This is a genomic window from Sodaliphilus pleomorphus (assembly GCF_009676955.1).
In the GTDB taxonomy this organism is placed as follows: domain Bacteria; phylum Bacteroidota; class Bacteroidia; order Bacteroidales; family Muribaculaceae; genus Sodaliphilus; species Sodaliphilus pleomorphus.
The window spans coordinates 1,813,654-1,839,974 of sequence record NZ_CP045696.1 but is presented as its reverse complement, the minus strand read 5'-3'; the positions used below and the strand labels follow the sequence as shown (position 1 = coordinate 1,839,974).

The following is a 26,321-nucleotide window of genomic DNA, read 5'->3' as shown; positions in this document are numbered from 1 at the left end:
GGCAAAAACCATTACCTTTGCTCTTTGAAAGAGCGCATGTGCGCATGTGCGTGTGCGCACGCTGGTGCCGTGCACGGCACCTGTGCAAAGTTAGTAAATAAATTTGAACTCATTTATTCATCAACAGTGAAAAAAATCATCTCTGTACTGCTCAAATACGGCCTGCCCATCGCGCTTAGCGTGCTGCTGGTGTGGTTTTTCTACACCCACGTCGACATGGAAGCCATCAAGCAGAGCTTCAACAGCGACTTTGACCAGTGGTGGTGGTTCATCCCCATTTTCATCATCAGCATCATGAGCCACGTGTTTCGCGCCCTGCGCTGGCGGCTGCAACTGCAAGCCATAGGGGTAAAAGCCCCGCTGAGCGCGGTGCTCGACTCCATCTTCGGCACCTACTTTGTCAATCTGCTGGTGCCGCGCCTGGGCGAGGTGTGGCGCGCCGGCTACATTGCCAACCGCCAGAAGGCCTCGTTCACCAAGGTCACCGGCTCGATGGTGGGCGACCGCCTCACCGACACCGTCACGGTGCTCGCGCTTGCGGTCATCACCTTTTTCCTGGCCTCGAGCCAGGTGATGCAGTTCTTGAACATGAAGAGCGGCACCGAGCAGCAGCACAGCATGTACACCACCTGGTGGTTTTGGGTGGCTGTGGTGCTCATGGCAGGCGGCTGCGCTTGCCTGGTGTGGCTGTACCGCACCCGCGACCTCGACGGCATCATGGGCAAGGTGCAGAAGGTGACGCGCAACCTGTGGGAGGGCCTGGCTGCCATCGCCAAGATGAAGGAGAAAAAGAAATTTGTGGTCTACACCGTGTGCCTGTGGGGCTGCTACTATACCACCCTCTACCTGGCCTCGCTGGCCTTCGACTTCACCCGCCCGCTGGGCGCGGTGGCCGTGCTGGTGCTCTTTGTGTTCAGCTCGCTGGGCATGGCCGTGCCCACCAACGGCGGCGTGGGCGCCTGGCAGTATGCCATCATCTTCGGGCTGGCCATCTACGGCATTGGCACCCTGCCGCTGGGCAAGGTCTACGACCCGCAGGCCACCAGCTTCGCCTGGGTGGTGTGGCTCTTCAACCAGGTCGTGATATGCCTGCTGGGCATCTACGCCTTCATTCACATCGCCATCGACCGCAAGCGCATCGCCCAGGGGCGCACCCTGGTCGAGACCAGCGGCGACGGCCTGCAGCTGTGACGACAGCTCTCTGCACGCAATTGCACAAGTGAAAACAGAAAATGACTACTACGAAAAAATATTATGATGGACGATAATTTTACCGATTACTTCGAGCCCGAAAATGTGCCCGACGACAAGCCGAAAGAGGAAACTCCCGAGCAGCGCGAGGAGCGCGAAATCAAGGAGACCACCATCGACCGCACCCGCGGGGGCAGGCGCCGCCTGTTCTTGTGGAGCCTCGTGGTTGTGCTCGCCGGCTTCCTGGTCTACACCGTGTGGTCGCGCTACTTCCACCCCTACCGCACCGACTGCCAGGAGCGCGGCGTGATCATGGACGTGGCCAACGAGGGCACGCTGGTAAAAACCTACGAGTGCAAGATGATTTCAGAGAAATACATCTCCGATACCGTGCACATCTACACCAGCGACTTCGCCTTCACCATCAAGAGCGACTCGCTGGCCCGCGAGGCCAACGCCCTCAAGGGTACCGGCCGCCGCGTCACGGTGCACTACTACGAGTACAAGGGCATGGTGCCCTGGCGCGGCGAGACCAAGCGCTTTGCCACCCAGATTGTGCCCGACGGCGCCCAGGCCGCCCCCGACTCGACCGCCCCGCGGCAGCAATAGCCGCCCTTCCCAGCAGGCGCAACTGCATGCCTGCCACAGCATTGTAATTCATTTTTCACACACATTACTATGAAGAATTGCAGATTTATCATTAAATTTGCATCGACAGATTTTTGCCGACAGTAAAAACGATAATTATTTCAACTAAAACAATTTGCTTATGAAAAATTTGTTTACTTTTCTTTTAATGGCGGTTCTCGCCATGGGCTATGCAACAGCCCAAACGGTGCTCTTCACTGAGACCTTCGACAAATGCGAAGGTACAGGCGGCAATGATGGCAAGTGGAGCGGCAGTATTGCAACAAAAAACACCTTGAAATACGATGGAACAGCTTGGTCTGTGACTAATGGGTATGCTGCCAGCAAATGTGCAAAATTTGGCACAAGCAGTAAACAGGGTTCTGCTACAACCCCCGCAATAGATTTTAAAGGCAGCACGAGTGGCACGCTCACTTTTAAGGCTGGCGCCTGGCAGGGTGATGCTACTACGCTCAAAATTTCTGCCGATAATGCAAAGCTTTCGTCTCCTACTGTGACTATGAAAAACAGCGCGTTCACGACCTATTCTATCGATATTACTGATGTCAAGGGAGTTGTGAAAATCACTTTCTCTGGCAACAAGACATCGAAAGCTCGTTTCTTCCTCGATTCGGTGGTTGTGAGCACCGCTCAGAGCAAGGCCGATGCCGGGCTGAGCTTCAGTGCTTCTACGGCTGCAGCTTATATGGGCTTGGACTTCAGCGAGCCCACGCTCAACAACCCCAACAGCTTGGATGTGACCTACAAGAGCAGCAACACGAGTGTGGCCTCTGTCGATGCCAGCACAGGCGAGGTGACTCTCGTGGGTACAGGCACCACTACCATCACGGCCTCTTCGGCCGAGACCGACACCTATGCTGCCGGGTCGGCCAGCTACACCCTCACGGTGAGCAAGCAAGAGTCGGGGCTGAGCTTCAACCCCACCGAGGAGACTATCACTGTCGACGGCCCATTCACTGCCCCCACCTTTAGCAATGCAAAGGGTATCGCTGTTAAGTTCTCGAGCAGCAACACCAGTGTGGCCACTGTTGACGACAAGGGCAACATCACCTTCAACGGCGTTGCCGGCACAGCCACCATCACCGCCACACCTGGCGACCCCAACTACTCTGGCGACGCCACCTTCACCCTCACGGTGAGCAAGCTGACTCCCACGCTGGAGTGGGACAAAGATGCTGTGACTGCCACCAAGGGCAAGGCCTTCAAGGCACCTCGACTGTTGAATCCCAGCAGACTGAATGTGACCTACTCGAGCAGCAACACCGCTGTTGCAACCATCAACTCCCGCGGCATCTTGGCCGTGGCAGGTGCCGGCACAACCACCATCACTGCAGCTTCGGCCGAGAGCGACCGCTACAGTGCTGCCAGCGACAGCTACACCCTCACTGTGGTCTCGCCATCTGGTTCTGGTGTTCCCACCTCGGGCACTTTCACCCTGGTAGAGGATCCAAGCACGCTTGCTGTTGGGACTTATTTCATTGTCGCTTCAATTTCCAATGATAAGGTGAATTATGTGATGGGTACACCTTCAGGCAGCAGCACACAATCATTTGCCCCCCTTGAGAAAGGCGAGAGCACTTACCAGGTGAGCGATGACCAAAGCACAATCACTGTGCCTGAGGGCTCCACTGCAAGTGTGCTGTGGCTCAAGGAAGAAGGTTCCACCAGTGGCACTTATCATATTTATGGTAATATCGACAAAGGAAAATATAATTATCCTATGAGTTTCCAACAAGGTAATATCTATTGTCGTCAATCGTCAAAAGATATTAACACAGACATTACCCTAAGCAAGGTTGACGAAACATATAATAATGGTGGCAAATCGTATACTGAAACCAATGTTGCAAAGATTTGCGCAAGCAACCTCACAACCTGCGAATTGATGTATTATCAGGATAGATTTGGCAATTTCTCACGCAAAAATTTGACCAATCAAGGTTCTACGACGTATCCTGTACGCGTTTATGCCTACAATTCTGTTCCTGTTAGCACTGAGATAAATCTGGCCGACCTGGCATTCAACAGCGAGGGCACATTCACCATCACGGGCCAGGACATGCAGGCCGTGACTACGGTCCAGGACAAAGCCAACAGCAAGTACTATGTGGCAGTGAAAGACGGCAACGGCTTGAGCAACGACTACGTGAGCAAGAACGACGGCCTGAACACCTACTATCACAATGGAAAAGAATGGGAAAATTACGACCAAAGCAACTGGGTGCTCGTCGAGGTATCGGCAAGCGACTACAGCTCATTCAACCCAGCTGCCGTGACTAAGATTGTGGGCACCTACAACGGCGATGCCAACGATCCCATCATCACCGATGCCACTATCACCTATGGCGACGCTACCGCCGATGACAGCAAATACACTCCCAATGAGTACATCCCGGTCAACTTCATGACCGTGAAGCAAGCCGACTATTGGGGCAACAGCCAAAAGGCCAATCAAGGCGACTACTTCTTCATGAACCCCAAGGCTCAGGAGTACGCCAAGGTTGCGTGGGCTGTGTGGGATGCTTCCAGCCAGGCCTTCTATGTGGCAAAATCGGCCGACGGGGCCAACAAGTATGACTTCGACGGCATGTTTACGATTGCACTCGACTACAACGAGGGCGACGTGAGGGCAACAAGCCAGCTCACCGACCAGGCCATGTATGCCTTCCCGGCCATCGTGAAGAAGCAGGCCGCTACGAGCAGCACTGCACCTCGCAAGGTGGCTGCCAAGACTGGCAGCACGCAAAGTGAATATGTGGTGTATCCTCTTGAGATCAATGCATCGAGTGTGGTCACCGCCGTGAGCGACGTGCACAGCGCCAAGACGGTGGAGCGCGTGAGCTACTACAACGTGGCCGGCGCCAGGATCGCCGCGCCGCAGCCCGGCGTGAACATCGTGGTCACCACCTATACCGACGGCACCACCCGCACCGCCAAGCTCCTGAAGTAGCACTCAACGAGAGGGCCACTTCGGGTACCCCCACATTGCGCCAGCAACGCGCCCATCGAGTCCACAGCGGCTCATGTGGCCATTGCTGGCGCAATCATTTTTCGACTTTTTACAGGAAAATATTGGCTATGTTGCAAAGATGTTGTACATTTGCAGCCCAATTTAGTAACCCAGTGGAAAAATTTGGCTGCTTGCAACCACTAAAAAAAATGCTAAAACTGCGAATTCAATTCTTTCTACACGTTTTCACAGCACATGATTTTAGCGTTTTTCCACTATTAAAATTAATGGAAAAATGAGCAATTACTTTTTCACCTCCGAATCGGTGTCGGAAGGACACCCCGACAAAGTCGCCGACCAGATAAGCGACGCCATTCTCGACAACTTTCTTGCCTACGACCCTCAAGCCAAGGTGGCTTGCGAGACGCTGGTCACCACCGGGCAGGTGGTGATTGCGGGCGAGGTGCGCAGCAACCACTATGTGGACCTGCCCGACGTGACCCGCCGCACGATTGCCAAGATAGGCTACACCAGGAGCGAGTACCAGTTTGACGCCAACTCGTGCGGTATCTTCTCGGCCGTGCACGAGCAGAGCGACGACATCAACCGCGGTGTCGACGGCCAGGGCCAAGTCGAGGAGCAGGGCGCCGGCGACCAGGGCATGATGTTCGGCTACGCCTGCAACGAGACGCCCAACTACATGCCCCTCACGCTCGACCTGGCCCACCTCATCCTGCGCGAGCTCACCGAGGTGCGCAAGGGCCGCCTGCTGCCCTACCTGCGCCCCGACGCCAAGAGTCAGGTCACGGTAGAGTATGACGGCGCTACCCGCCGCCCGGTGCGCGTGAGCAACATTGTGATAAGCACCCAGCACGACGAGTTTGTCGACGCCAAGAAGGAAGGCATCAGCCAGCAGGAGGCCGACCGCCGCATGCTCGAGCGCATCGAGCGCGACATGCAGCAGGTGTTGATGCCGCGCGTCATTGCCAAGCTCCCGCAGCAGGTGAGGGCCCTGTTCGACCAGGTGCACTACGACATCAACCCCACTGGCAAGTTTGTGATAGGAGGCCCCCACGGCGACACCGGCCTCACAGGCCGCAAGATCATCGTCGACACCTACGGCGGCCGTGGCGCCCACGGCGGCGGCGCCTTCAGCGGCAAGGACCCCAGCAAGGTCGACCGCAGCGCAGCCTATGCCGCCCGTCACATTGCCAAGAATGCCGTGGCCGCCGGCATTGCCGACGAGATGCTGGTGCAAGTGAGCTACGCCATAGGCAAGGCCGAGCCCGTGAGTTTCTATGTAAACACCCGCGGCACGAGCCACGTGGCCCTGAGCGACGGCGAGATTGCACAACGGCTGCTCTCGATGTTCGACATGCGTCCCCGCGCCATCGAAGACCGCCTGAAGCTGCGCCTGCCCATCTACGAGGAAACGGCGGCCTACGGCCACATGGGCCGCGAGCCCAAGTGGGTGACCAAGCACTTTGAGTCGCGCTACGACGAGCCCCGTGATGTGAATGTGGAGCTCTTCACCTGGGAGAAACTCGACCGCGTCGACGAGCTCAAGCAGGCCTTCGGGCTGTAGCAACAGGCCAAACCCTGCACACAAGCCAACGCCACAATCATTCTCCACCCCCGCGGGTCAGCACAATGATGCCCGCGGGGGTGGCTGTGTAAAAAAGGCTCTCGCGCAAAACAATTATGCCGGTTTTGGGAGCTTGCGAGGCTTTTTTCAACTTTTTTGCAGTTTTTTCTTGCCAAGTCTTGCAAGAATGAAACTTTTGCCCTATCTTTGCACCGCAATTCAGCAATGGTGTCTTAGCTCAGGTGGTAGAGCAATGGACTGAAAATCCATGTGTCCCCGGTTCGACTCCTGGAGACACCACGAGTGAATGAAACGCAATACATTACATCACAATGTGTTGCGTTTTTCTTTTTCTCCCCTGCCCCAAGTGTTTCCAGCACAACATTGCATCCTGCATCCACGTGGGTAATGGCAGGTCACACAGGCAGCAGCAGGGGGGTGCCGTTTTTACACCGAAACACAATGCGGGCGGCTCTCCACGCTGTGTGGGCGCGTGGACGAGCCGCCCGCTGTAACACTGGTCACACAGTGTGTTGGGTGTGTGTGCCTTAATTCTTGGTGCGCTCGTTGGGCTCAAAGGCCACAAAGTACATGCCTATGCTGAAGAGGTCCATATTGATAATTTGCACCTCCTTGTTGTCGGTCCAGTTCACATAGGTGGGGAAGGCTGGACCTTCATATTTCTCGTAGCCCTTGCTGGCAAGCAGCTTGGGAATGTAGGGCGAGCTCACACGCAGAGCATCGGTAGTGCCCACCAGGCAGCCGGCATACTTGCCGCCGTCGATGATGGCAATGATGATGGGGAAGTCGGGCGACGAGGTGTTGATCTGGTGGAAGCCGTCGCCCAGGCTGGAGGTCGTGTCGCTCACGTAGTAAGGCATGGCCTTGAACTTGGCAATCACCTCGTCGAGCGTGTAGACGCCATAGTCGGTCACAGGCCAGGGGAAGTTGACCGAGTCGGGCGGCAGCTGTGCCGAGAGGTCCATAAAGGCAAAGTGAATGTTGGGCACAAAATTGTCGGCTCCCGTCGACGGCTTGCTCATGGCCACAAAGGCGGCCACCTTCTCGGCCCGGTTGTAGTAGATGAGGTCGCTGCTGCCGTCGGAGAGGCTGGTTGCCTCAAAGCCCTTGGCGGTGAGCAGTTCGGCCACCTCGGCAGGCGTGGGGCGCTGGGTGCTGTCGCAGTATATGGCTGCCTCCTCGAGAAATTGCTTGGTCTTGGTGTCATACCAGTAGCGGGTTTCGGTCCAGCGGCTGTCGCCGGTGGCAAAACGGTACACACCGCGCTGCGGCGCCGAGAGCGACGTGTTCACGCTGTGGCCCATGCGGCCCTCGTAGCGCATCATCAGGTCGACTGTAGAGCCGTTGCCCAGCAGCGGCAGCCAGGCGCCGGCAGCGCCCTGCATGGGGTCGGTTCTCGACCAGGAGAAGGTGGTCTCGTCGAGCGGCATGATGATCACCGACGGAGCAATGCGGGCATAGCTGCCCTCGCCCGTGGCGCCGGCAGTTGTGGCCAGAGCCACCAGCGAGCTCACTGTGTTGCGGTACACCAGGTCGGTGCTCGAGGGCCACTCGGTGTCGGCACTGAAGCCTCCAGCCTGGAGAAACTTGATGTAGTCGGCATAGTCATCGCTGCTGTCGAAGGTGATGAGGGCATACTTGTATTTCTTGCCAGCGTCGAAGTAGTAGGTGTAGGTGATGTTGCGACCCGTGGCAGCAACCGATACCTGAGCCGTGCGTGTGGTGGTGTCCTCGGCCACGCTGCCCAGCACCTGGGTGGCCGTGGCGCCAAATTGGGTGCTCGGCAGGGCCCATGCCTGCTGCGGCACGGGAGCCTCGGCAAAGGTCACCTCGGCCACGCTGTCGGTGGCAAACTTCACCACGCGGCCGTTGTTGAGTTTCACTTGCATTTGATAGCTCTGCGCGCCAGCTGTAGCCAGGCCGAGAGCGAGGAAAAGGAGTGTGAGTAAAAAATGTTTTTTCATAATGTGTCGTTGATGTCGTTTCTTGATTGTTACGGTTATTTATTAAGTGAGAGTTTGAGAGAGGCGTTGCCGGCCCGCACCACATAGATGCCTGGCTGCAAGCTGGCCAGCGAGATGCTGCACTGGCCGTTGGCGCCGGCGCGGGCCTGGCCCACCACCTGCCCGTTGAGGTTGCTCACGATCATGAGTTGGCCCTCGTCGAGCCCCTGAGCCGTGACCTGGCCGTGCCCCGACTTGAGCAGGGTCTGGGCACCGGCTTGCGTCGAGACGATGCCACTCAAGTTGTTGTCGAAGTAGATGCGTTCTACCTGGCTCATCTGGCCCGATATCTCGCTCGCGTCGCCCACGACAGCAAACGTTGTGCCCGAGTAGTTGATTTTGGGCGATTCAGAAAACTGGAAAGTGAAGACCTTGCCGTCTTTCATGCTCACGTGCAAGGCCTGGGCCCATGCACCCGTGGGGCATAACGCGGCCGCCACTGCCAGCCATGCAATAAGTAACTTTTTCTTCATTTTTGTTGATATTATGGTTGGTTAAGAATGTGTAAACTTCAAATACCCACTGCAAAAGTAGCAAAAGTTTTTTCTTTTCAAAACAGCGGCTTCAAGAAACTGGCAAACGCATCGACTCGCACCGGTACAGGAATTGCGCTCGTTGCGCATCGCCGGGCCGCCTGCCTGTACTGCGCGAGACGCCCCTGCTATAAAAAGATTGGTCCCCGCTCCTGCGTGGTTGCAACTCCACAGGGCGGGGACCAATGTGCATTTTATGCCCTAACGCGCGACGGTCAGAACACGAGGGCGATACCGCCCATCACACTCAGGCGCTGGGCACCCTGGCCGAGGGTCACGTCCCACTTCTTGTTGAGCAGGTTGGCGCCTTGCAGCCACAAGGTGAGCATCTTGTCGAAGCGGTAGCGGGCACCCACGTGCAGGTTGATCACGTCGTCCATCTTGGCCAGCGAGTAGGCCAGGGTGTAGTTGGGCACGCCGTCGACCAGGCTATAGTCGGTCACCGTCTCGAGCACTGCATGGCGGCCGCCGCGGTACTCCAGCCCCAGGTCAAGCTCAAGCGGCTTCACGGGATAGAGCTTGACACTGGCATGGGCCACGGTCGAGGCCCGGTCGAGGCCCAGCGTGTAGCCGTCGTAGGTCTTGTCGGGCGAGATATTGTTGTCCTGCGGGGCATAGACCACGTCGAGGTTGAGCACAGCCACCGAGCGATAGCGATACTCGAGGGCACCGCCCATCTTGAAGCCCTTGGTGTCGAAGGCCTTGTAGTAGACGGGGGCATAGCGGTTGGCCGAGTCAATGGCGATGTGGCTGTCGCTGGCAAAGGGCGTGTAGTAGAGCGCCGGTGTGAAGGCCAGCATCTCGTTGCGTGCCATGCCGTAGCCGCCGTAGATCTTGGCTTTGAAACCGGCAAAGGGGCCTATCTTGAGGCCAAACTCGGCATCGACGGGCACAAAGGTGTTGCTGTAGCGGCCCATGGGGTCGCTGTAGCGGTTGATGGCCGCCATGCGGGCGAGCGTGTTGATGCGCTTGCCGCCGCCGGCCAGGCCGTAGAGCGTGGCGCCCGGAGCCACATCGTAGCTCACGCTGGCATTGGGCGAGATGCGTAGGGCCGCGCCGTCGCTCAGCGAGAAGTCGACGTTGCCGCCCAGGCGGGCACACAGGTTCTCGCCGCGATAGCCGTAGAAGGGCGAGAGGGTGACGACGGTCATATCGTCGGTATACTTGTTGCTCAAGCTGGCGGCATGAGCCTTGTAGCTGCGGTTCACATAGTCGAGACGGGCATCGATGCCCAGGGTGGAAAAGGCCGATGTGGCGTAGCTCACCCCCAAGTTGGCTTTCACATTGTGGTCGCGTGCGCCGTCATAGTCGACCCCGCCCGTGAGGGCGTGCAGGCCCTTGTCGTAGGCACTGTAGTCGTAGCTCAGGCCGGCACGGTAGTCGAAGTCGCGGTCCGCGATGCTGGCTTTGCCGTTCCAGCCGCCACGCAGGGCCAGGGATACCAGCGACTGCTTGTTGTCGTCCCACCACGAGCCCAGGCCGCCGTAGTAGTTGAAGTTGTCGTAGTGCATCTTGGCGCCCAGCACGAGGTCGCCCGGGGCAAAATGCTGGTTGAAGTCGAGACCCACGGTGTTGTCGTTGAACTTCTGCTTGAGGCGCAGGTCGTCGTCGGCAATGAGCTTGGTGCTGTTTTTCCCGCTCCAGGTGCTGTTGTGCTGCAGCCAGAGGCCGAGCTTGGAATGCTCGGTGTCGACAATGCGGTAGCCGGCGCTGCCGTCGAAGTTGAGTTGCGAGCCGGCACCCAGCTCCAGGTAGCCGCGCTGGCCGCTGAAGATGTGGGCCGTGCGGTAGCCATAGGGCAGCATTGTGGGTATGGTGGTGCCCACGGCTGTGGGCTCGGCCCAGTTGCTGTAGTTCACCTGGGCCTTGTCGGTGCTCTTGGCAGGAATCACCACCTTGGGCAGGGCGCTCTTCTTGACTGCTTTTTTCTCGACGGGCACAAAGTCCTTGTCGAGCGTGATCTCCTTGTTGAGTTTTTCTTGAGCACCTGCACCGAGGGCAACCACGGCTGCCATGAGGACGCTCACATATATCTTGTTCATGTTCATAATCAACTATTTCGAGGATACTTGAAATTACATTTTAGAACCACTGCTGGGTAGCGTGTGTCAGCGGTTGCCGCGCGAGCGCTTGCCAGCGGCCGAGGTGGCCTTGTTGTCGGCACTCGAGTTGGCGTTGTTGCGGTTGCGGGCCTTCGTTGCAGGCTGCTTGCCCGTGCCCTTGGCTGCCGAGCCGGCCGTCTTGCCGCCCAGGCGCGCCAGGCGCGAGTCGATCTCGGCAAATATTTCCTTCTCTTTGCCAGGATAGTTGGAACGCAGGCTCTCGAGATACTCACGGGCCTCGGTGGTGCGGCCTTGCTTGAGGTAGATGTCGCTGAGCAGGATGTAGGCCTTGGCTATCCAGTAGGCGTGGGGCGAACCCGAGCCCAGGAGGGCATTGGTGAGCTTCTCGGCCGTCTTGTAGTTGCCGGCGTTGTACTGCAGTCGGGCCAGCTCATAGGCGGCATGGCTGCCGCTCTCGCTGGTGACGTCGGCGCTCATGGCCTTGAGCTCGGCCTCGGCCTCGGCGGTGCGGCCCAGCTTGGCAAGAGCCACAGCACGGTCGAGGCGCGCCTCGCTTTTCTCGTCGGCGGTGAGGTTGGGGTTCAGCAAGAGGGCGTCGGCGGTAGTCACCACATCGCTCCACCGCTCCAGCTTCTGGCTGCCGCGCAAGATGCCCAGCTGGGCCGAGAGGCGGTTGTCGTCGCTGCTCGACTTCTCGACGATGCTCTTGTAGGTGTCGATGGCCTCGGCCACCTTGCCCTGACGGGTGAGGATGTCGCTCTTCATGGCCAGGGCGTCCTCGGCATAGGAGGCGTCGCGGCCCATGTCGAGGGCCTGGTCGAGATAGGCGATAGCATTGTTGTAGTCGCCGTTCTCATAGTTGAAACGGCCTATGTAGTACTTGGCGTTGCCGGCATAGGCGCCGTTGGGATAGTCGCGCAGGTAGTTGTGCATCTTGGCAATGCTGGGCTTGCTGGCCGTGACAGCTTTCTCGGCTGCGGCAAAGGTGAGGCGGTCGGCATCTTTGACGTCAAACTGCGGTGCATTGGGCACCGACTGGATGAAGCGGGCGTAGTCGGCCAGCTGTCCGCGATCGGCATAGATGCCCTTGAGGTCGTCGGCAGCCACACGGGCCTCGTCGCTGGTGGGTGCATTCTTGATCACCTTCTTGTAGGCCGTCACTGCCTGGTCGATGTTGCCCAGGTGCTTCTCGAGCACAGCCAGTTGCAGCAGGCCCTGGCGTGCCTCGGCCACCTTGGGATAGGAGTTGTAGAGCTGCGAGTAGGCGGCCACAGCCTCCTTGTTGCGGCCAAGTGTCTCCAGGGCGCGGCCCTTTTCGAGCAGGGCTGTCGGGGCCTTGGCCGAAGTGGGATACTTAGCGAGCAACTCGTCGAGCTGGTCGATCTTGCTTTGGTAATTCTTGTTGTAGCCGGCCATCATGGCCTTGTCGAGCATCGAGCCGTCGGCATTGCCCGTGTTGTTGGCAATGGCGCGGTTGTAGCTGGCCTCGGCGTTGGTGAAGTCGGCGGCATAGTAGTAGGTGTCGCCTATGCGGTCGTAGGCGTCGGCCACAAGGGCCTTGTCGAGCTTGCCGCTGTTGACTGCCTTCTGGAAGGCCTCGCGGGCGGCTATGTAGTTTTTGAGCTTGTACTGGGCATAACCCAAGTCGTAGTAGGCCTTGCCATAGTTGTCGTCACGGCGCGAGGCGTTGCTCAAGTAGGTGTTGAGCGTCTTCACCGTCTCCTTGTAGCTGGAGTTGTCATATTGGGTTTGAGCCAGCCACAGGCGGCTCTCGTTCTGTATCTTCTTGTCGTAGTTGCCCACGGCGATAGCACTGCGCAGGTAGCTGGCAGCCGTGGCGCGTTTCCCCTTCTGCAAGGCCTGCACACCCAGGTTGTAGAGCACATTTTGCTTGGCCTTGAGCACCTTGGCGCCAGGGGTCTTGATGTGGTTGATGCTGGCCAGGGCCTTGTCGTAGTCGGCCGTGTTCATGTAGGCGTCGACAAGGTAGTCCTCGACCTGGCTGGTGTATTTCGACCCCGGGTAGTCGTTGAGAAATTTCTCAAACAGAGAGATACTGCTGCCGAAGGGGGTGGTGCTGCCCTTGGCCTGGGTCACGGCATAGTTGTAGAAAGCCGTTTCCTTCACGGTCTTGTTGTAGTCCATGCCGGCAGCCTTCTCAAATGCCATGGCAGCCGACTTCACATCCTTGAGCCTCAACTCGTTCTGACCCAAGTAGAGGTAGGCGCTCTGTGCCATCTCGTCGTCGAGGGCAGTCACCTGTCCCAGGTTTTTGATCGAGCTGCGGTAGTCGCCCGAGCGGTAGTCCATCACACCCAGGGCATAGGCGGCGCTGCGCATCACGGGGTCCTGGGTAGTGGCAATGTACTTGTTCAGGTAGTCGCGGGCCTTGGCATCGTTGCCCTTGTGGTAGAAGCTCTCGCCCACCAGGCGGTTGATTTCGGGCTCAAAGTAGGCATTGGCCTCGTCGCTGAGCAGCGACCGGCCCAGCGATATCACTTTGTCGTATTGCTTGCGGGTGTAATCGATTTGGCACATGTAGTACTGGCTCTGATAGCCCAGGTCGCCCGTGCGCTCGACCTGGCGGAACTTGTCGTAGGCCTCGTCGTAGCGCTTGCCGGCATAGTCGATGTAGGCCTCATAAAACTTGGTGGCCTCGTCGTAGCGCTTGGTGCCCTTGAGGCGGGCATAGAGGGCCCGGGCATCGCTGTAGTTGCCCAGCTGCAGGTCGCAATAGGCCATGCGGTAGAGCAGGTCCTCGTTGAGGTCGCCGTCGAGGGCATGGTCGCGCACCCGGCTGAAGGCCACCAGCGCCTCGCCATAGTCGCCCTTGTAGAAGTAGTAGTTGCCTATGCGCATGGTCACGTCTTGTATATACTGCGACGATGGATAATTCCGGGTGAAGGCCACCAGCGTCTCGAGGGCGTCGCGCTCGTCGCGCTCCATCTTGCTCAGCGCGATGTAGTAGTCGGCCTCTTCACGGGCCTGCGCATCGGCAGGCAGCTGGCCCAAGTGCGAGAGTTGGTCGATGGCTCCCACGTAGTTTCGGCTCTCATACATGAGTTTGCCCCGCTCAAGATAGCCGGCGGCGCCCGTGTTCATCACGGCAGGTTGTGCACCCAGCAATGCCGGCATGGCAAGGCTCGTAGTCAATAATACGGTCTTAAGTTTCATAATATTTCTATTAACAGGGAGGAAAGCCCGGCACTTCCCGCGCCCTTTCCCCACTGCCTAACGGGGCCAAGGGGCCTCACTCCCACTCGTTGTCCAATTAACGTACAAATATAACGATAATTATCAAACGAGTTCCCAAACGATGGCAAAATAAGGCTTTTTTAAGAAACCAGGCTATCAGGGTGTCGCCGCGCCCTCGGGGCGAGCCGCCCGCACCCGTGTGGCCCACCGGGGCAGCTGCCAGCAAGGATACCGAACCTGAGGCCAAGAGAAAGACTTGGTTTCTCAACACCCAAGGCAGAGTTCTCCAAACCTGTTGCCTAATATTCAGCACCTGCCACTTGGACCCGCCCCCAGAGCTAAAGTCATCGATTTTTTTACCTGAATTTCAAGAGATAAAATTGTGAAAATTGAAAACTTATAGCTAATTTTGCACCCCATTCAAGAAAGACTTGATTCATCACATTCACAAATCATAAACTACTCTTAACAATGAAGAAAATCTTTACACTTCTTGTGATGTGCTTGTGCGTTGCCAGTATGGCATGGGCCGACGAGGAGACCATCGATCTCACCACCCAGGGCTATGACAACCAGCAAGAGGTCACAACCGTCACGGGCACCAAGGCCACCCTCACCTTCAACATAGGCACTGGCAAGAATGCTCCCAAGTACTACACCACCGGCACGGCCGTGCGCCTCTATGGCGGCGGCACGCTCACCATCAGTGCCACCGAGACCATCTCCAAGATTGTGTTCACCTTCGACACCTACAAGGACAATTTCTATGTACCCAAAGCCAGCAACTGCACCGTGAACACAGGCAGCTACGACCCCGACTCCAGAACCTGGACGGGCTCGGCCACGAGCATCACGCTCACCAACACTGCCACCGGCGGGCACTTCCGCTTCCAGAAGCTGGTGATCACCTACGGCAACGGCGGCACCGAGACCGTGAGCGCTCCCGCCTTCAGCCACCCGGCCGGCACCTACTACTCGCCCTTCGAGCTCTCGATGTCGACCAGCTCGGCCGGTGCAAGCATCTACTACACCACCAGCGGCGACGAGCCCACAGCCAGCAGCACGCTCTATACCAGCCCCATCACGATAAGCGCCAACACCACTGTCAAGGCCATCGCCGTCAAGGGCAGTCTCACGAGCGCTGTCACCACAGCCGTCTATGAGCTGGGCACTGCAACCGACGTGGCCAACATCGCTGCCTACCAGGCAGCCGACAGCGGCACCGTGGTGCGTTTCACCAGCCCCGTCAATGTGCTGGCTCACAACGGCAACAACCTCTATGTGAAAGATGCCACGGGCTATGCCTACCTCTATGGCAGCATCGCCCAGAAGTATAAGAACGGCGACGTGATACCCGCCGGCTTCACAGGCACGCGCACCAAGCACAACGGCGAGCCCGAGCTGAGCGTGTCGACCACCAGCAACTTCAAGGCTGCATCGGGCAACTCGCCCATCGAGCCCGAAGTGATACAAGTGAGCGACGTGGCTGCCGACTACTTTGCCCACTATGTGCTCATCAAGGGCGCCAACACCAGCTTTGCCCACAAGACCATCACCGACAACAGCGGCACTGCAAGCTGCTACACCAGCATGGGCGGCTTCAGCGCCAAGGGCGACTCGGTCAATGTGAGCGTGTATGGCATCATCGGCTCCTATGGCAAGACCAACACCGTGTACCAAGTGCTTCCCACCAAGATCGTGGGCGCCACCGTCGGCGTTGACAACATCGCCGCCTTCAAGGCCCTTGCCGACAGCACCGTGTCGGCCATCAAGGGCGACGTGAGCGTGTACTACGCCAGCGGCAGCAACCTCTATGTGAAAGACGCCACAGGCTACATGTGCATCTTCGGCACCACCGGCCAAAGCTACAAGAACGGCGACGTGATACCCGGCGGCTTCAGCGGCACCAAGGTGACCTACAACGACGGCCCCGAGATGAAAGCCCCGCTCGAGGGCTTCCAGCCCGCCAAGAGCAACAGCCCCATTGCCCCCGACGCTGCCACCACAGCCATCGTGACCGCTGCCAACTGGGGCCACTATGTGAAACTGAGCAACGTGACGCTGAGCGCAGTGAACGGCAAGAACCTTACCGTGACCGATGCAGCCGGCTCGGCAGCAGCCTACAACAGCTTCGGCGTGAGCCTGCCCACCGACCTCACCGCAGCCTACGACCTCACCGCCATCGTGTCGAGCCACAACGGCAAGGCTCAACTGCTCGTCACCGCCATCACCCTGGCCGGCGGCGGCACTATCGCCCTGCCCGAGGTGGAGAACCTGGCTGGCCTCTACGCCCTCAACAGCGGCGTCAATGCCAAGCTCACCAAGCCCATCACCACCATCTACCAGAACGGCCGCGACCTCTATGTGAAAGACAGCGCCGGCACCTACGGTCTCGTCTATGGCCAGGTGACCAATACGTTTGCCAACGGCGACCAAATCACCGGCGCCGTGATGAACTGGTCCAGCTACAACGGCATCAAGGAGCTCACCCCCGTCGACAGCACAATGGTCAAGAGCGGCGACGGCACCCCCGTTGCCCCCGAGGAGATGGCACTCGAAGACGTGTCGCAAGACCTGGTGCACCACTACATCATCGTGAAAAACGCCACCCTCGTTGCCGACACGGACAAGGCCAACACCTATATCATCAACGACGGCACCGTCGAGATGAAACTCTTCAACAAGTACAGCAAGACGCTCGCCATGCCGACCCAGCCGAGCGGCACCTACGACGTGAAGTGCTTTGTGAGCCTCTACACCAGCAACACGGTCACCACGCTCGAGCTCGTTCCCGTCGAGGTGAAGAGCACGTCGGCCCTCAAGGGCGACATCGACGGCGACGGCAAGGTGAACGTGACCGACGTGACTGCCCTGATCAACGGCATCCTGGGTCAAAACCCAGTTGACACGGCCATAGGCGACCTCAACGCCGACGGCAAGGTGAACGTGACCGACGTCACTGCCCTGATCAACATCATCTTGAGCAACAACTGACACGTCTGAAGCAACCTATTGGCGCATAACACACTTCAGGGCGGCCGTCAAAGCGACGGCCGCCCTGTTGCTTTTTTTAAATTTAATTTCTAACTTTGCGCACTATCGACAACGAGAGTCTTCTCTCCACGATTATCATTTTTACAACCGCTCATGAAAAAAATCCTATCATTCAAACACCCATTGCTGGCTCTTGCCATCGTAGCGCTCGCCGCAGCCCAGGCACAGGCCGTGCCGGCCAACCCCGAGCCAGCGACAGTGACACAGCCCGACGGCAGCACACTCACCGTCGTGCTGCACGGCGACGAGTTCTACAACTTCAACACCACTGCCGACGGCTACACCATCGTCAAGAACGAGGCAGGCTACTACGTCTACGCCCTGCCCCAGGCCGGCACCCTCAAGGCCAGCACACAAGTGGCCCACGACGCTGCACAGCGCAGTGCCGGCGAGACGTCGTTCCTGAGCGCAGTGAGCAAGTATGCCATCGACAGCCAGGAGGCAGCCCAGGGCAAGGCCCAGCGTGTGAAACGCGACAGCCAGCCCCAGAAGACGCCCGCTGTCGACTTCTCCAAGTTCCGCGGCCTCATCATCCTGGTCAACTACAACGACCGCACCTTCACCCGCGGCGACGCCCAGCAGTTCTACACACGCATGTACAACGAGGAAAACTACTCGGGCTACACCAACGAGGACGGCTCCTACAACAACTATGGCAGCCAGTTTCTGGGCAGTGTGCGCGACTACTTCTACAAGAACAGCAACGGCAAGTTCACCCCGCAATTCGACGTGGTGGGCCCCGTCACGGTCAACTACTCGTGCACGGCCGGCCGCAACTACTCGCGCAACGTGTTTCGCGAGGCCATGTATCAGCTCGACGGCACGGTCGACTTCAGCAAGTATGACAACGACGGCGACGGCTATGTCGACATGGTCTACTTTGTAGTGGCCGGCTACGGCTCCAACTACGGCGGCAACAACAGCAGCTACCTGTGGCCCTACAAGTCCAACTTCCGCTACTCCAACATCACCCACGACGGTGTGAAAATAGGCCTCTACGCCTGCTCGGTCGAGCTCTACGGCGTCGACAACAAGGGCTATACCATACCCGACGGCATAGGCACCTTCTGCCACGAGTTCAGTCACGTGCTGGGCCTGCCCGACCTCTACGACACCGACTACTCGGGCACCGGCGGCGAGAGCCAGACGCCCGACGCCTGGAGCGTGATGGCCGGCGGCAGCTACAACAACTACGGCCGGCGCCCCGTGGGCTACGGCGCCTGGGAGCGCTACGCCCTGGGCTTCATCAACCCCAAGGTGATCACCGGCTCGGGCACCTACACGCTGGGCGGCCTCCAGGACAACAACGAGGCGCTAATACTCAAGTCCAAGACCAACAACGAGTATTTCATGCTCGACAACCGCCAGCTCACCGGCTGGGACGTGACCGCGCCCGGCCACGGCATGCTGGTGGCCCACATCGACTCGACCAACGCCTCGGTGTGGAACAGCAACAAGATAAACTGCGACCCCAGCCACAACTACTATCTCGTGCTGCGTGCCGGGGGCAACACGGGCAGCGCCAACGCCAGCGATGCCTTCCCGGGCACCTCGGGCGTGACCATGCTCACCAACTCGACCACCGCCAACCTGGTCGACTGGGCCGGCAACAACAGCCAGCTCATCATATCGGGCATCAAGGAGCAGGGCGGCGTGGTGAGCTTCAACGTGACCGACGTCGACTCGCTCAAGAACGACGTCGAAGACTTTGAGTCGATGGCCACCACAAGCAAGACCAACGCTGCCAATGTGCTGGGCAACTATGCCTACTGGTCGTTTACCAAGAGCAACATCACAGCGCCTGGCAGCACCAAGGCCGACGGCAGCCACTCGGTGGCCATGAAACTGCCCAGCGCCATCAGCAGCAGTCCCACCTACTACGACGCCTACGAGGTGTCGCTCAAGGTCTTCAACCCGCTCTCGAGCGCCTGCAAGTTCACGCTCTACACCTCGACCGACGGCGGTGCCAACTGGACAGTGGCCAAGACTGGCGCCGGCGCCACCTCGCAAGAAGTGCCTGGCAAGACTACCGAAGACATCTACTGGTCGGTCAACACCTCTAAGGAGACTGGCGTGAAATACCGCATCGTGCTCTCGTCGGGCAGCAAGACCCAGGCCTGCTACATCGACAACTTCAAGATTTACTATGGCGACAAGGGCACCAACCCGTCGCCGCTGCTCACCATCGACGCCATGCACTTTGCCGACAGCGTCTACACCATCAATGTGGGCGAGCAACTTCCCATTCAGCCCGTTGTGACCCCTGCCGGCGCCGACAACCAGGTGATGACCTGGACGAGCAGCAACACCAGCGCCGCCACTGTGGCCGACGGTGTGGTCAAGGGTCTTGAAGTGGGCACCGCCACCATCACGGCCGCCACTACCGACGGCAGCAACCTCACCGCCACCTGCAAGGTGAACGTGATAAGGCGAGTAACCAGCCTGGCACTCAACCACACAGCACTCAGGCTGCCGCAAGGCTCCTCTATCAAGCTCCAGGCCACAGTGAAACCTGCCAATGCCACTACCGGCACCTTGATGTGGACCTCGAGCGACCCGGCCATTCTCAAGGTCGACACCGCTGGTCTCGTCACTGCCCTTGCCACGGGCAACGCCTATGTGAAGGCAGCCACCGTCGACGGGTCAGGCCTGGCCGACTCGTGCTGGATGACCGTGACAGGCGGTGCGACCAATTATCTCACGGCTCCTGCCCAGGCCCTCGCGTGCCAGGCTGGCGCCACGGTGGTGCTGCCCGTGAGCATGGTCAATGCCGACACGATCTCGAGTCTGAGCCTGCGCCTGACGCTGCCCTCGGGCTTCACGCTGGCCACCGACACGGCCGGCAAGGCCAAGGTGCACGGCAGCGCCCGCATGGTCGACGGCCAGCGTGTGAGCACCAAGGTCATCGACGCCTCGACCTGCGAGATCACGACCGTCAACGACTCGACCGGTGTCGCCTTCACAGGCAACACGGGCGAAATCCTCTACATCGAGGCTGTGGCCGGCAAGCAGAACGGCACCTACACAGCCACGGTGGCCGATGCCGTGCTCTCGCCCACCAGCAACGGTGTGCCCACGGTGAGCCCGAGTGTGAAGATAAGCGTGAACGTGACAGGCGGCACCACAGCCACCGGCGACATCAACGCCGACGGCCAGGTGAACGTGACCGACGTCACTGCCCTCATCAACCGCGTGCTGGGCACTGCCAGCTATAGCGACGCCGTGTGCGACCTCAACGGCGACGGAGTGGTCAATGTTAGCGATGTGACTGCCCTCATCAACATCATCTTGAGCAACAATTGAGAAAACACTGCATGGCGGGCCTTTAGGCCCACGCCACCACTCCTCTCCTCTCTCTATCTATTATAAACATGACAATGGCGGACCGCGAGCCTCGGGTGCTCGTGGTCCGCCACGCGTTATGTGGGCTCATGGCTCATGCCGGCAGCGCGTCGACAGGCAGCCCGTTGTCGTCGCGGGCAAAGGCAAGCAACAGCTGCGCCCGATACTTGAGCCAGGCCGCGCCATAGTAGCTCACCTGGTCGCCATAGAAGCGCTTGAGCGCAAAGTTGGCCAGCAGCTGCGTCACCAGCTGCTTGAGCCCCTGCGGCACGGTTGGGCCGCAAGGATGACTGAAGACAAAGGCAAAGCGCACATTGCCGCTCTCAGCATTGGGATTGAAGTTGGCCAGGTTGGTGTAGCCCAGCACGCGGCAGTAGAGGTCGTCGTAGCCCTCTTTCACCCTCATCATGCACAGACGCTCCTGGTCGGGCGTGAGCCGCGGCGCCTGCTTGTAGACCAGGCAGTGCCAAGCGCTGGCCGAGTAGATGGCCTCGAGGATGTCGGCCTTGTCGACAACGATTTCGATTACATAGGTGGTGTGTTTCATGGGGTATTGCTGATTGAGGATTTAAAGTGAACCAAGATTGTATTGCCTACTGGGCTGCAGCAGCTTGCCCAGGTGCGCCCTCACGTTGCTGCGGCTGATGAAGAAATGCGAGGCGCGCCCATGCTCGAGCACAAACTCAAGCGCCGGGGCCACGCCCACACCGGCCTGCATGAGCTCCTGCACCTTGCCGGCCAGCTCCAGCCACAAGGCCTTGCGCACCTCGCCTTTCACCGGCAGGCTGCCGCGGTTGAGGTGGGCGCACATGATGCGATAGGCATAGTCGAAGTCGACATCGTAGTGCGGCGAGCCGGTGGCAAGGGCATAGTCGAGCGCCTGGCGGGCGGGGTTCTTCACCCTGTGCTTCTTCATGAAGCGCAGCACCTCGTGATAGTACTGGCTGAATTCCTTGTCGCGACGGCGGCGGCAATAGGTGTGGCCTACAGCGGCCGCGGGGAATGTGTGTGTTTTCATTGTGTCGTATTCTTTGTGGTACATGATTGTGTGTGTTTCTACACCACAAAGATACAACACCGATTGGTAAATTGCAAATTTTTACCTTGTCATTTTACCACAATATCGCTATTTTTGCTGCTCTTGGTACTCAAGCGGATTCTCGTCGGCATCGTCCTCGCCCACCAGCCGGGTGAGCAGGCGCAGCTCGCTATAGGCCATGTTGAGGATATCGTTGTCGATGTTCACCTCGCGCTCCACAGGCCGGCCGGGGTCGGCAAGCGAGTGTGCAAAGAGCCAGTCGTAGGTGTCCTTGAGATAGAAGGCGCGGGCAAGGGCGCCATGCGAGGCTCCCGGCAGCCAGTCGAAGCGCAGTCGCGAGTCCTTGCCGTCGTCTTGCAGCTGCTTGACCACCGTCTTTGAGCAATTGATGCCCACAGCGCGGTCGGCCGTGCCGTGCAGTATCCAGAAGGGCAGCTCGCCCAGCCCGTCGACATTGCGCAGCGTGGTGCCGCCGCACAGGGCCATGCCGGCAGCGATGCGGCCAGGATAGGTGCCGCACAAGTCCATCGTGCCATAGCCGCCCAGACTCATGCCCAGCACATAGACGCGGGTGGTGTCGACGTTGTAGTTGGCCTCCACCCAGTCGAGCAGGTCGGCCACCTTGCGGGGGTTCCAGCTGCCAGGCGTCTGCGGGGCAATCACGATGGCTGGCATCACCATGCCGCGCTTGATGGCGTCGAGCGTGCCGTAGCGCAGCACCGCCTGCAAGTTGTGGCCGCACAGGCTGCGCCCGTGCAGGAAGATGACCACGGGCTGTGCCTGCGAGCCGTCGTAGCCCCCAGGCGTGTAAATCCAGAACTGATAGCCGCCCGAGGCAATGGCGTCGTGGGTCTTCATCGACCCCTCATAGGCCCTGGCGCACAGGCAGCACAGCAGGCAGGCAACTGCCATGAAAAGAAATCGCTTCATGTAGCAAAAATACTATTTTTGGGCTGAAAAGAAAACCGATGATGCCCAAAAGTGCACCACCGGTGTGTGTTTTTAAACATTGCTTAACACGGCCGCAACCGCGGGGCCGCGGCAACGGCTAAGCCTTGCCGTCGGCGTCGTCGCCCTCGGGCTTCTCGCCGCGCATGGCGGCCATGATCTTGGTCTCAAGCTCCTCGGCCAGCTCAGGATTGTCGGCAATGAGCTGCTTGGTGTTGTCGCGGCCCTGGCCCAGCTTGGTTCCCTCGTAGGAGAACCAGGCGCCGCTCTTCTTGACGATGCCGAATTGCACGCCCAGGTCTACGATCTCTCCCACCTTGCTGATACCCTTGCCAAAGAGGATTTCAAACTCGGCCTTGCGGAACGGTGGAGCCACCTTGTTTTTCACCACCTTCACGCGGGTGAGGCTGCCCACCACCTGGTCGCCGTTTTTGAGCTGACCCACACGGCGAATGTCGAGGCGCACGCTCGAGTAGAACTTCAGGGCATTGCCGCCGGTCGTGGTCTCGGGGTTGCCGAAGAGCACGCCCAGCTTCTCGCGCAGCTGGTTGATGAAGATGCAGCACGTGTTGGTCTTGCTTATGGTGGCCGTGAGCTTGCGCAGGGCCTGGCTCATGAGGCGGGCCTGCAAGCCCATCTTGCTATCGCCCATCTCGCCCTCGATCTCGGCCTTGGGCGTGAGGGCTGCCACCGAGTCGATGACAATGATGTCGATGGCCGACGAGCGAATGAGCTGGTCGGCTATCTCCAGGGCCTGCTCGCCGTTGTCGGGTTGCGAGATGAGCAGACTGTTGACATCCACGCCCAGGCTCTCGGCATAGAAGCGGTCGAAGGCGTGCTCGGCGTCGATGATGGCTGCAATGCCGCCTTGCTTTTGGGCCTCGGCGATGGCATGAATGGCCAGTGTGGTCTTGCCGCTCGACTCGGGGCCGTAGATCTCGATGATGCGCCCGCGGGGATAACCGCCCACGCCCAGTGCAAAGTCGAGCCCTATCGAGCCAGTGGGTATCACCTCGACGTTCTCGATGTGGTCGTCGCCCAACTTCATGATCGAGCCTCGGCCATAGGTCTTGTCGATTTTGTCCATTGCCACCTGCAGCGCTTTTATCTTCTCGGGAGATATCTCCTTGCGCTGGGGTTGTGTTGCCTCGACGGCGTCGTCGAGAGGCAGCTCGTTGTTGTTTTCTTTCATTGCTGTATCGTGTTGTTTTTTTTATTGTTCAATACGGGCACTAAGCCGTTTTCTCGTTTGCAGTGCAAAGGTGAGCAACTGTCGTGCAACTTTCATTCCCATCACTGCAAATATGTGTTAACTGCCATTCACTCTGCTTCCTTGGTGAGGAAAATTTCGGTTGGGAAGTGATCGCTGTAGCCGTTGAGAAACACACCGCCCGAAAAAGTGCGGTGCGGGTAGCCCTTGTAGGGGCCGTCGGCATTGCGCAGAAACTCGCGGTTGAGCACCTCGGCCCGCAGGAGGGTGAGATGGGGCTTGTCCTTGCCCTGGTAGTGCTGTGTGAAGTATTGCGACATCATGATTTGGTCAAAGAGGTTCCACCCGCCCTTGTAGGCCAGCGTGCCTATGCCCTTGGCCAGTTTCTCCCAGAAGGGGTTGTACAGGTCGCCCGGGGCAGTCACGTCGGCGATGTGGCGCTTGCCGCCCAGCACCTTGGCGCAGCTCACGTCCATGGGGTCGTCGTTGAGGTCGCCCATAAATATCACGCCGCGGCCAGGGTCGGCCTTCAACAGCGAGTCGACAGTGCGCCGGCACATGGCAGCGGCAGCCTCGCGCAGGTAGCTCGAGCGCTCTTGGCCGCCCAGCCGCGAGGGCCAGTGGTTGATAATGATGCTCACGTTCTCGCCGGCCAGCTTGCCACTCACACACCACTGGTCGCGGGTGCGGAAGCCTGGGTTGCCAGGCACCACCAGCCGCTGGAAGGTGCTGTCGCCGGTGAAGGTGAAGAAGCGCGGGTTGTAGAGCACGGCCACATCGATGCCGCGGCGGTCGGGGCTGTCGTGGTGCACAATCTGCAAGTGCCAAGGCCTGAGTTCGGGCTGGCGCACGAGGTCTTGCAGCACGGTGATGTTTTCCACCTCCGACACGCCTATCACGGCCGGGCCATAGGGTGTGGCCGGCGTGGCCATCTGGCTGATGGCATAGGCCATGTTGTGCAACTTCTTGTAGTATTTGTCACTGTTCCACTGGCGGGCACCGCGCGGTGAGAACTCCAGGTCGTAGGTGCCGTTGGAGTTGATCGTGTCGAAGAGGTTCTCCAGGTTGTAGAACATCACGCCATACACGTTGTAGCGCTTGCCCTGTTGCGCGGCATTCTGCGAGTTGACCGCGGCAACCGAGCACACGATGGCAAGGGCAAAAAGCAATAATTTCCTCATGATGGTACTTATATATAAAATGCGTTAAGCAGTTGATAATCGTCGACTGCCTATATGTGTATAATATAGCTTGTAAATTTACGCCATTTTTCCGACATACAGACAAAAAACGGGCAAAAATAATGGCGGCCGGCTGCATGTGGCGCAGCGACCGCCATGTGTGATGTGGTGTGCCAGCTCGCGGCACGGGCATGAAGGCCGGCTACTCGTCGGCGCTCTCCACGTCGGGCTCGCGCATGTTGGTGAACACGTTTTGCACGTCTTCGTCCTCCTCGACAGCCTCAACGAGCTTGTCGACCTGCTCGCGGGCCTCGCCCTCGAGGTCTTTGTACTCGGTCGGCTCATAGACGAGCTCGCTGCTGGCGATCTCAAAGCCGTTGTCCTCGAGATACTTCTGGATGTCGCCATTGGCCTCGAAGGGGCCCGAGATGATGATTTCCTCGTCGTCCTGGTCAAAGTCCTCGGCACCGCAGTCGATGAGTTCGAGTTCAAGGTCGTCGAGCGTGACGCCGTCTTTGGGCTTGACGTGGAAGTAGCACTTGTGGCTGAACATGAAGATGGTGGTGCCGCTGTTGCCCAGCGTGCCGCCGTTCTTGTTGAAGTAGTTGCGCAGGTTGGCCACGGTGCGGGTGGTGTTGTCGGTAGCGCACTCCACGATCACGGCGATGCCGTTGGGGGCAAAGCCCTCGTAGATGACCTCCTTGTAGTCCTTGGCATCGCTCTCGGTAGCCTTCTTGATGGCGTTCATCCAGGTAGCCTTGGGCATGTTTTCGGCCTTGGCGTTGGCAATGAGAGCACGCAGGCGCGAGTTGCCGCTTGGGTCGGGGCCGCCAGCCTTGACGGCAATGGTGATTTCCTTACCGATGCGGGTGAATGTGCGTGACATGTTGCCCCATCGTTTCAATTTTCTTGCTTTGCGATATTCAAAAGCTCTTCCCATGTTGTTTCGATATTTATTTTTTTTGTTTCAGTGTCGATTGTGATGGCCCGCTGCATCAATCGTGATGCTCGCCCACGATGCCCAGAAACACGAGATCCTCGTCGCCGTTGTTGACGAGGCTGTGGCTGTGGCCCTTGGGGCAATAGGTGACCTGGCCGGCGACCACGTCTTCCTCGCCCTGGTCATAGAGCACATGTCCCTTGCCCGAGATGATGTACATGACCTCGCTGTTGAGCTCATGCTTGTGGTAGCCTATGCTTGCCCCTGGCTTGAGCACGCCGCGCATGATGCGGTTCTCGTTGTCGAGATAGGTGCGCACGCGGTACTCTTTCTCGCCGCCTTTGAAGTGGGGCTTGATCTTCTCTTCTATGTCGTTGAAATCAATTGTCATTACTGTATAAATTGTATGTGTGACAGA

General features: G+C 58.8%; 17 protein-coding genes and 1 tRNA gene. 7 read left to right on the top strand and 11 right to left on the bottom strand.

Annotated features, from left to right (window positions below):
- Positions 1-126: 126 nt before the first annotated feature.
- The 5 genes from GF423_RS07320 to GF423_RS07300 all read left to right on the top strand — a co-directional run bounded on the left by GF423_RS07320 (position 127) and on the right by GF423_RS07300 (position 6,674).
- On the top strand, positions 127-1,191 hold the full coding sequence (locus tag GF423_RS07320) for a lysylphosphatidylglycerol synthase transmembrane domain-containing protein (RefSeq protein WP_206113159.1): 1,065 nt from the start codon (positions 127-129) through the stop codon (positions 1,189-1,191).
- A 63-nt stretch (positions 1,192-1,254) separates the two neighbouring features.
- Positions 1,255-1,800 carry a hypothetical protein gene (locus GF423_RS07315; protein WP_154327729.1) on the top strand — a complete coding sequence of 182 codons (546 nt, stop codon included), beginning with the start codon at positions 1,255-1,257 and terminating at the stop codon, positions 1,798-1,800.
- Between the two features lie 538 nt (positions 1,801-2,338).
- Positions 2,339-4,789 (top strand): immunoglobulin-like domain-containing protein, encoded by a 2,451-nt coding sequence (locus tag GF423_RS07310; protein ID WP_206113157.1) that lies wholly within the window; start codon positions 2,339-2,341, stop codon positions 4,787-4,789.
- A gap of 295 nt (positions 4,790-5,084) precedes the next feature.
- On the top strand, positions 5,085-6,374 hold the full coding sequence (gene metK, locus GF423_RS07305; RefSeq protein WP_154327727.1) for a methionine adenosyltransferase: 1,290 nt from the start codon (positions 5,085-5,087) through the stop codon (positions 6,372-6,374).
- Between the two features lie 227 nt (positions 6,375-6,601).
- A tRNA-Phe gene (locus GF423_RS07300) sits at positions 6,602-6,674 on the top strand.
- A gap of 248 nt (positions 6,675-6,922) precedes the next feature.
- Here the strand turns inward: GF423_RS07300 and GF423_RS07295 are convergent.
- From GF423_RS07295 to GF423_RS07280, 4 genes are all read right to left on the bottom strand, one after another.
- The gene (locus GF423_RS07295) at positions 6,923-8,359 is read right to left on the bottom strand and encodes a hypothetical protein (protein WP_154327726.1); all 1,437 of its coding nucleotides are present in this window, start codon (positions 8,357-8,359) and stop codon (positions 6,923-6,925) included.
- A gap of 35 nt (positions 8,360-8,394) precedes the next feature.
- Entirely contained in the window at positions 8,395-8,871 is a 477-nt protein-coding gene (locus tag GF423_RS07290) for a hypothetical protein (RefSeq protein WP_154327725.1), read from the bottom strand.
- Positions 8,872-9,146: 275 nt separating this feature from the next.
- Positions 9,147-10,973, bottom strand: coding sequence for a TonB-dependent receptor (locus GF423_RS07285; protein WP_154327724.1), 1,827 nt, complete (start codon positions 10,971-10,973; stop codon positions 9,147-9,149).
- 66 nt (positions 10,974-11,039) lie between these two features.
- Positions 11,040-14,168 carry a tetratricopeptide repeat protein gene (locus GF423_RS07280; RefSeq protein WP_154327723.1) on the bottom strand — a complete coding sequence of 1,043 codons (3,129 nt, stop codon included), beginning with the start codon at positions 14,166-14,168 and terminating at the stop codon, positions 11,040-11,042.
- Between the two features lie 492 nt (positions 14,169-14,660).
- Between GF423_RS07280 and GF423_RS07275 the strand changes: the two genes are divergently transcribed.
- Together GF423_RS07275 and GF423_RS07270 are read left to right on the top strand one after the other, a co-directional pair.
- Entirely contained in the window at positions 14,661-17,183 is a 2,523-nt protein-coding gene (locus GF423_RS07275; protein WP_154327722.1) for a chitobiase/beta-hexosaminidase C-terminal domain-containing protein, read from the top strand.
- 153 nt (positions 17,184-17,336) lie between these two features.
- Entirely contained in the window at positions 17,337-20,546 is a 3,210-nt protein-coding gene (locus GF423_RS07270) for a M6 family metalloprotease domain-containing protein (protein ID WP_154327721.1), read from the top strand.
- Positions 20,547-20,679: 133 nt separating this feature from the next.
- On the opposite strand, the gene GF423_RS07265 is transcribed toward GF423_RS07270, so the two are convergent.
- The 7 genes from GF423_RS07265 to GF423_RS07235 form a co-directional block, all read right to left on the bottom strand.
- A complete protein-coding gene (locus GF423_RS07265; RefSeq protein WP_154327720.1) occupies positions 20,680-21,132 on the bottom strand; it encodes a hypothetical protein in 453 nt (150 codons plus the stop codon).
- A gap of 21 nt (positions 21,133-21,153) precedes the next feature.
- The gene (locus GF423_RS07260) at positions 21,154-21,603 is read right to left on the bottom strand and encodes a hypothetical protein (protein WP_154327719.1); all 450 of its coding nucleotides are present in this window, start codon (positions 21,601-21,603) and stop codon (positions 21,154-21,156) included.
- A 108-nt stretch (positions 21,604-21,711) separates the two neighbouring features.
- A complete protein-coding gene (locus tag GF423_RS07255; RefSeq protein WP_154327718.1) occupies positions 21,712-22,554 on the bottom strand; it encodes a carboxylesterase family protein in 843 nt (280 codons plus the stop codon).
- 118 nt (positions 22,555-22,672) lie between these two features.
- The gene (gene recA, locus GF423_RS07250) at positions 22,673-23,764 is read right to left on the bottom strand and encodes a recombinase RecA (RefSeq protein ID WP_154327717.1); all 1,092 of its coding nucleotides are present in this window, start codon (positions 23,762-23,764) and stop codon (positions 22,673-22,675) included.
- 128 nt (positions 23,765-23,892) lie between these two features.
- Entirely contained in the window at positions 23,893-24,963 is a 1,071-nt protein-coding gene (locus GF423_RS07245) for an endonuclease/exonuclease/phosphatase family protein (protein ID WP_154538322.1), read from the bottom strand.
- A gap of 202 nt (positions 24,964-25,165) precedes the next feature.
- Positions 25,166-25,903: a YebC/PmpR family DNA-binding transcriptional regulator gene (locus tag GF423_RS07240; RefSeq protein WP_154327715.1), complete on the bottom strand. Its 738-nt coding sequence runs from the start codon at positions 25,901-25,903 to the stop codon at positions 25,166-25,168.
- A 55-nt stretch (positions 25,904-25,958) separates the two neighbouring features.
- Positions 25,959-26,294, bottom strand: coding sequence for a cupin domain-containing protein (locus GF423_RS07235; protein ID WP_154327714.1), 336 nt, complete (start codon positions 26,292-26,294; stop codon positions 25,959-25,961).
- Positions 26,295-26,321 lie beyond the last annotated feature (27 nt).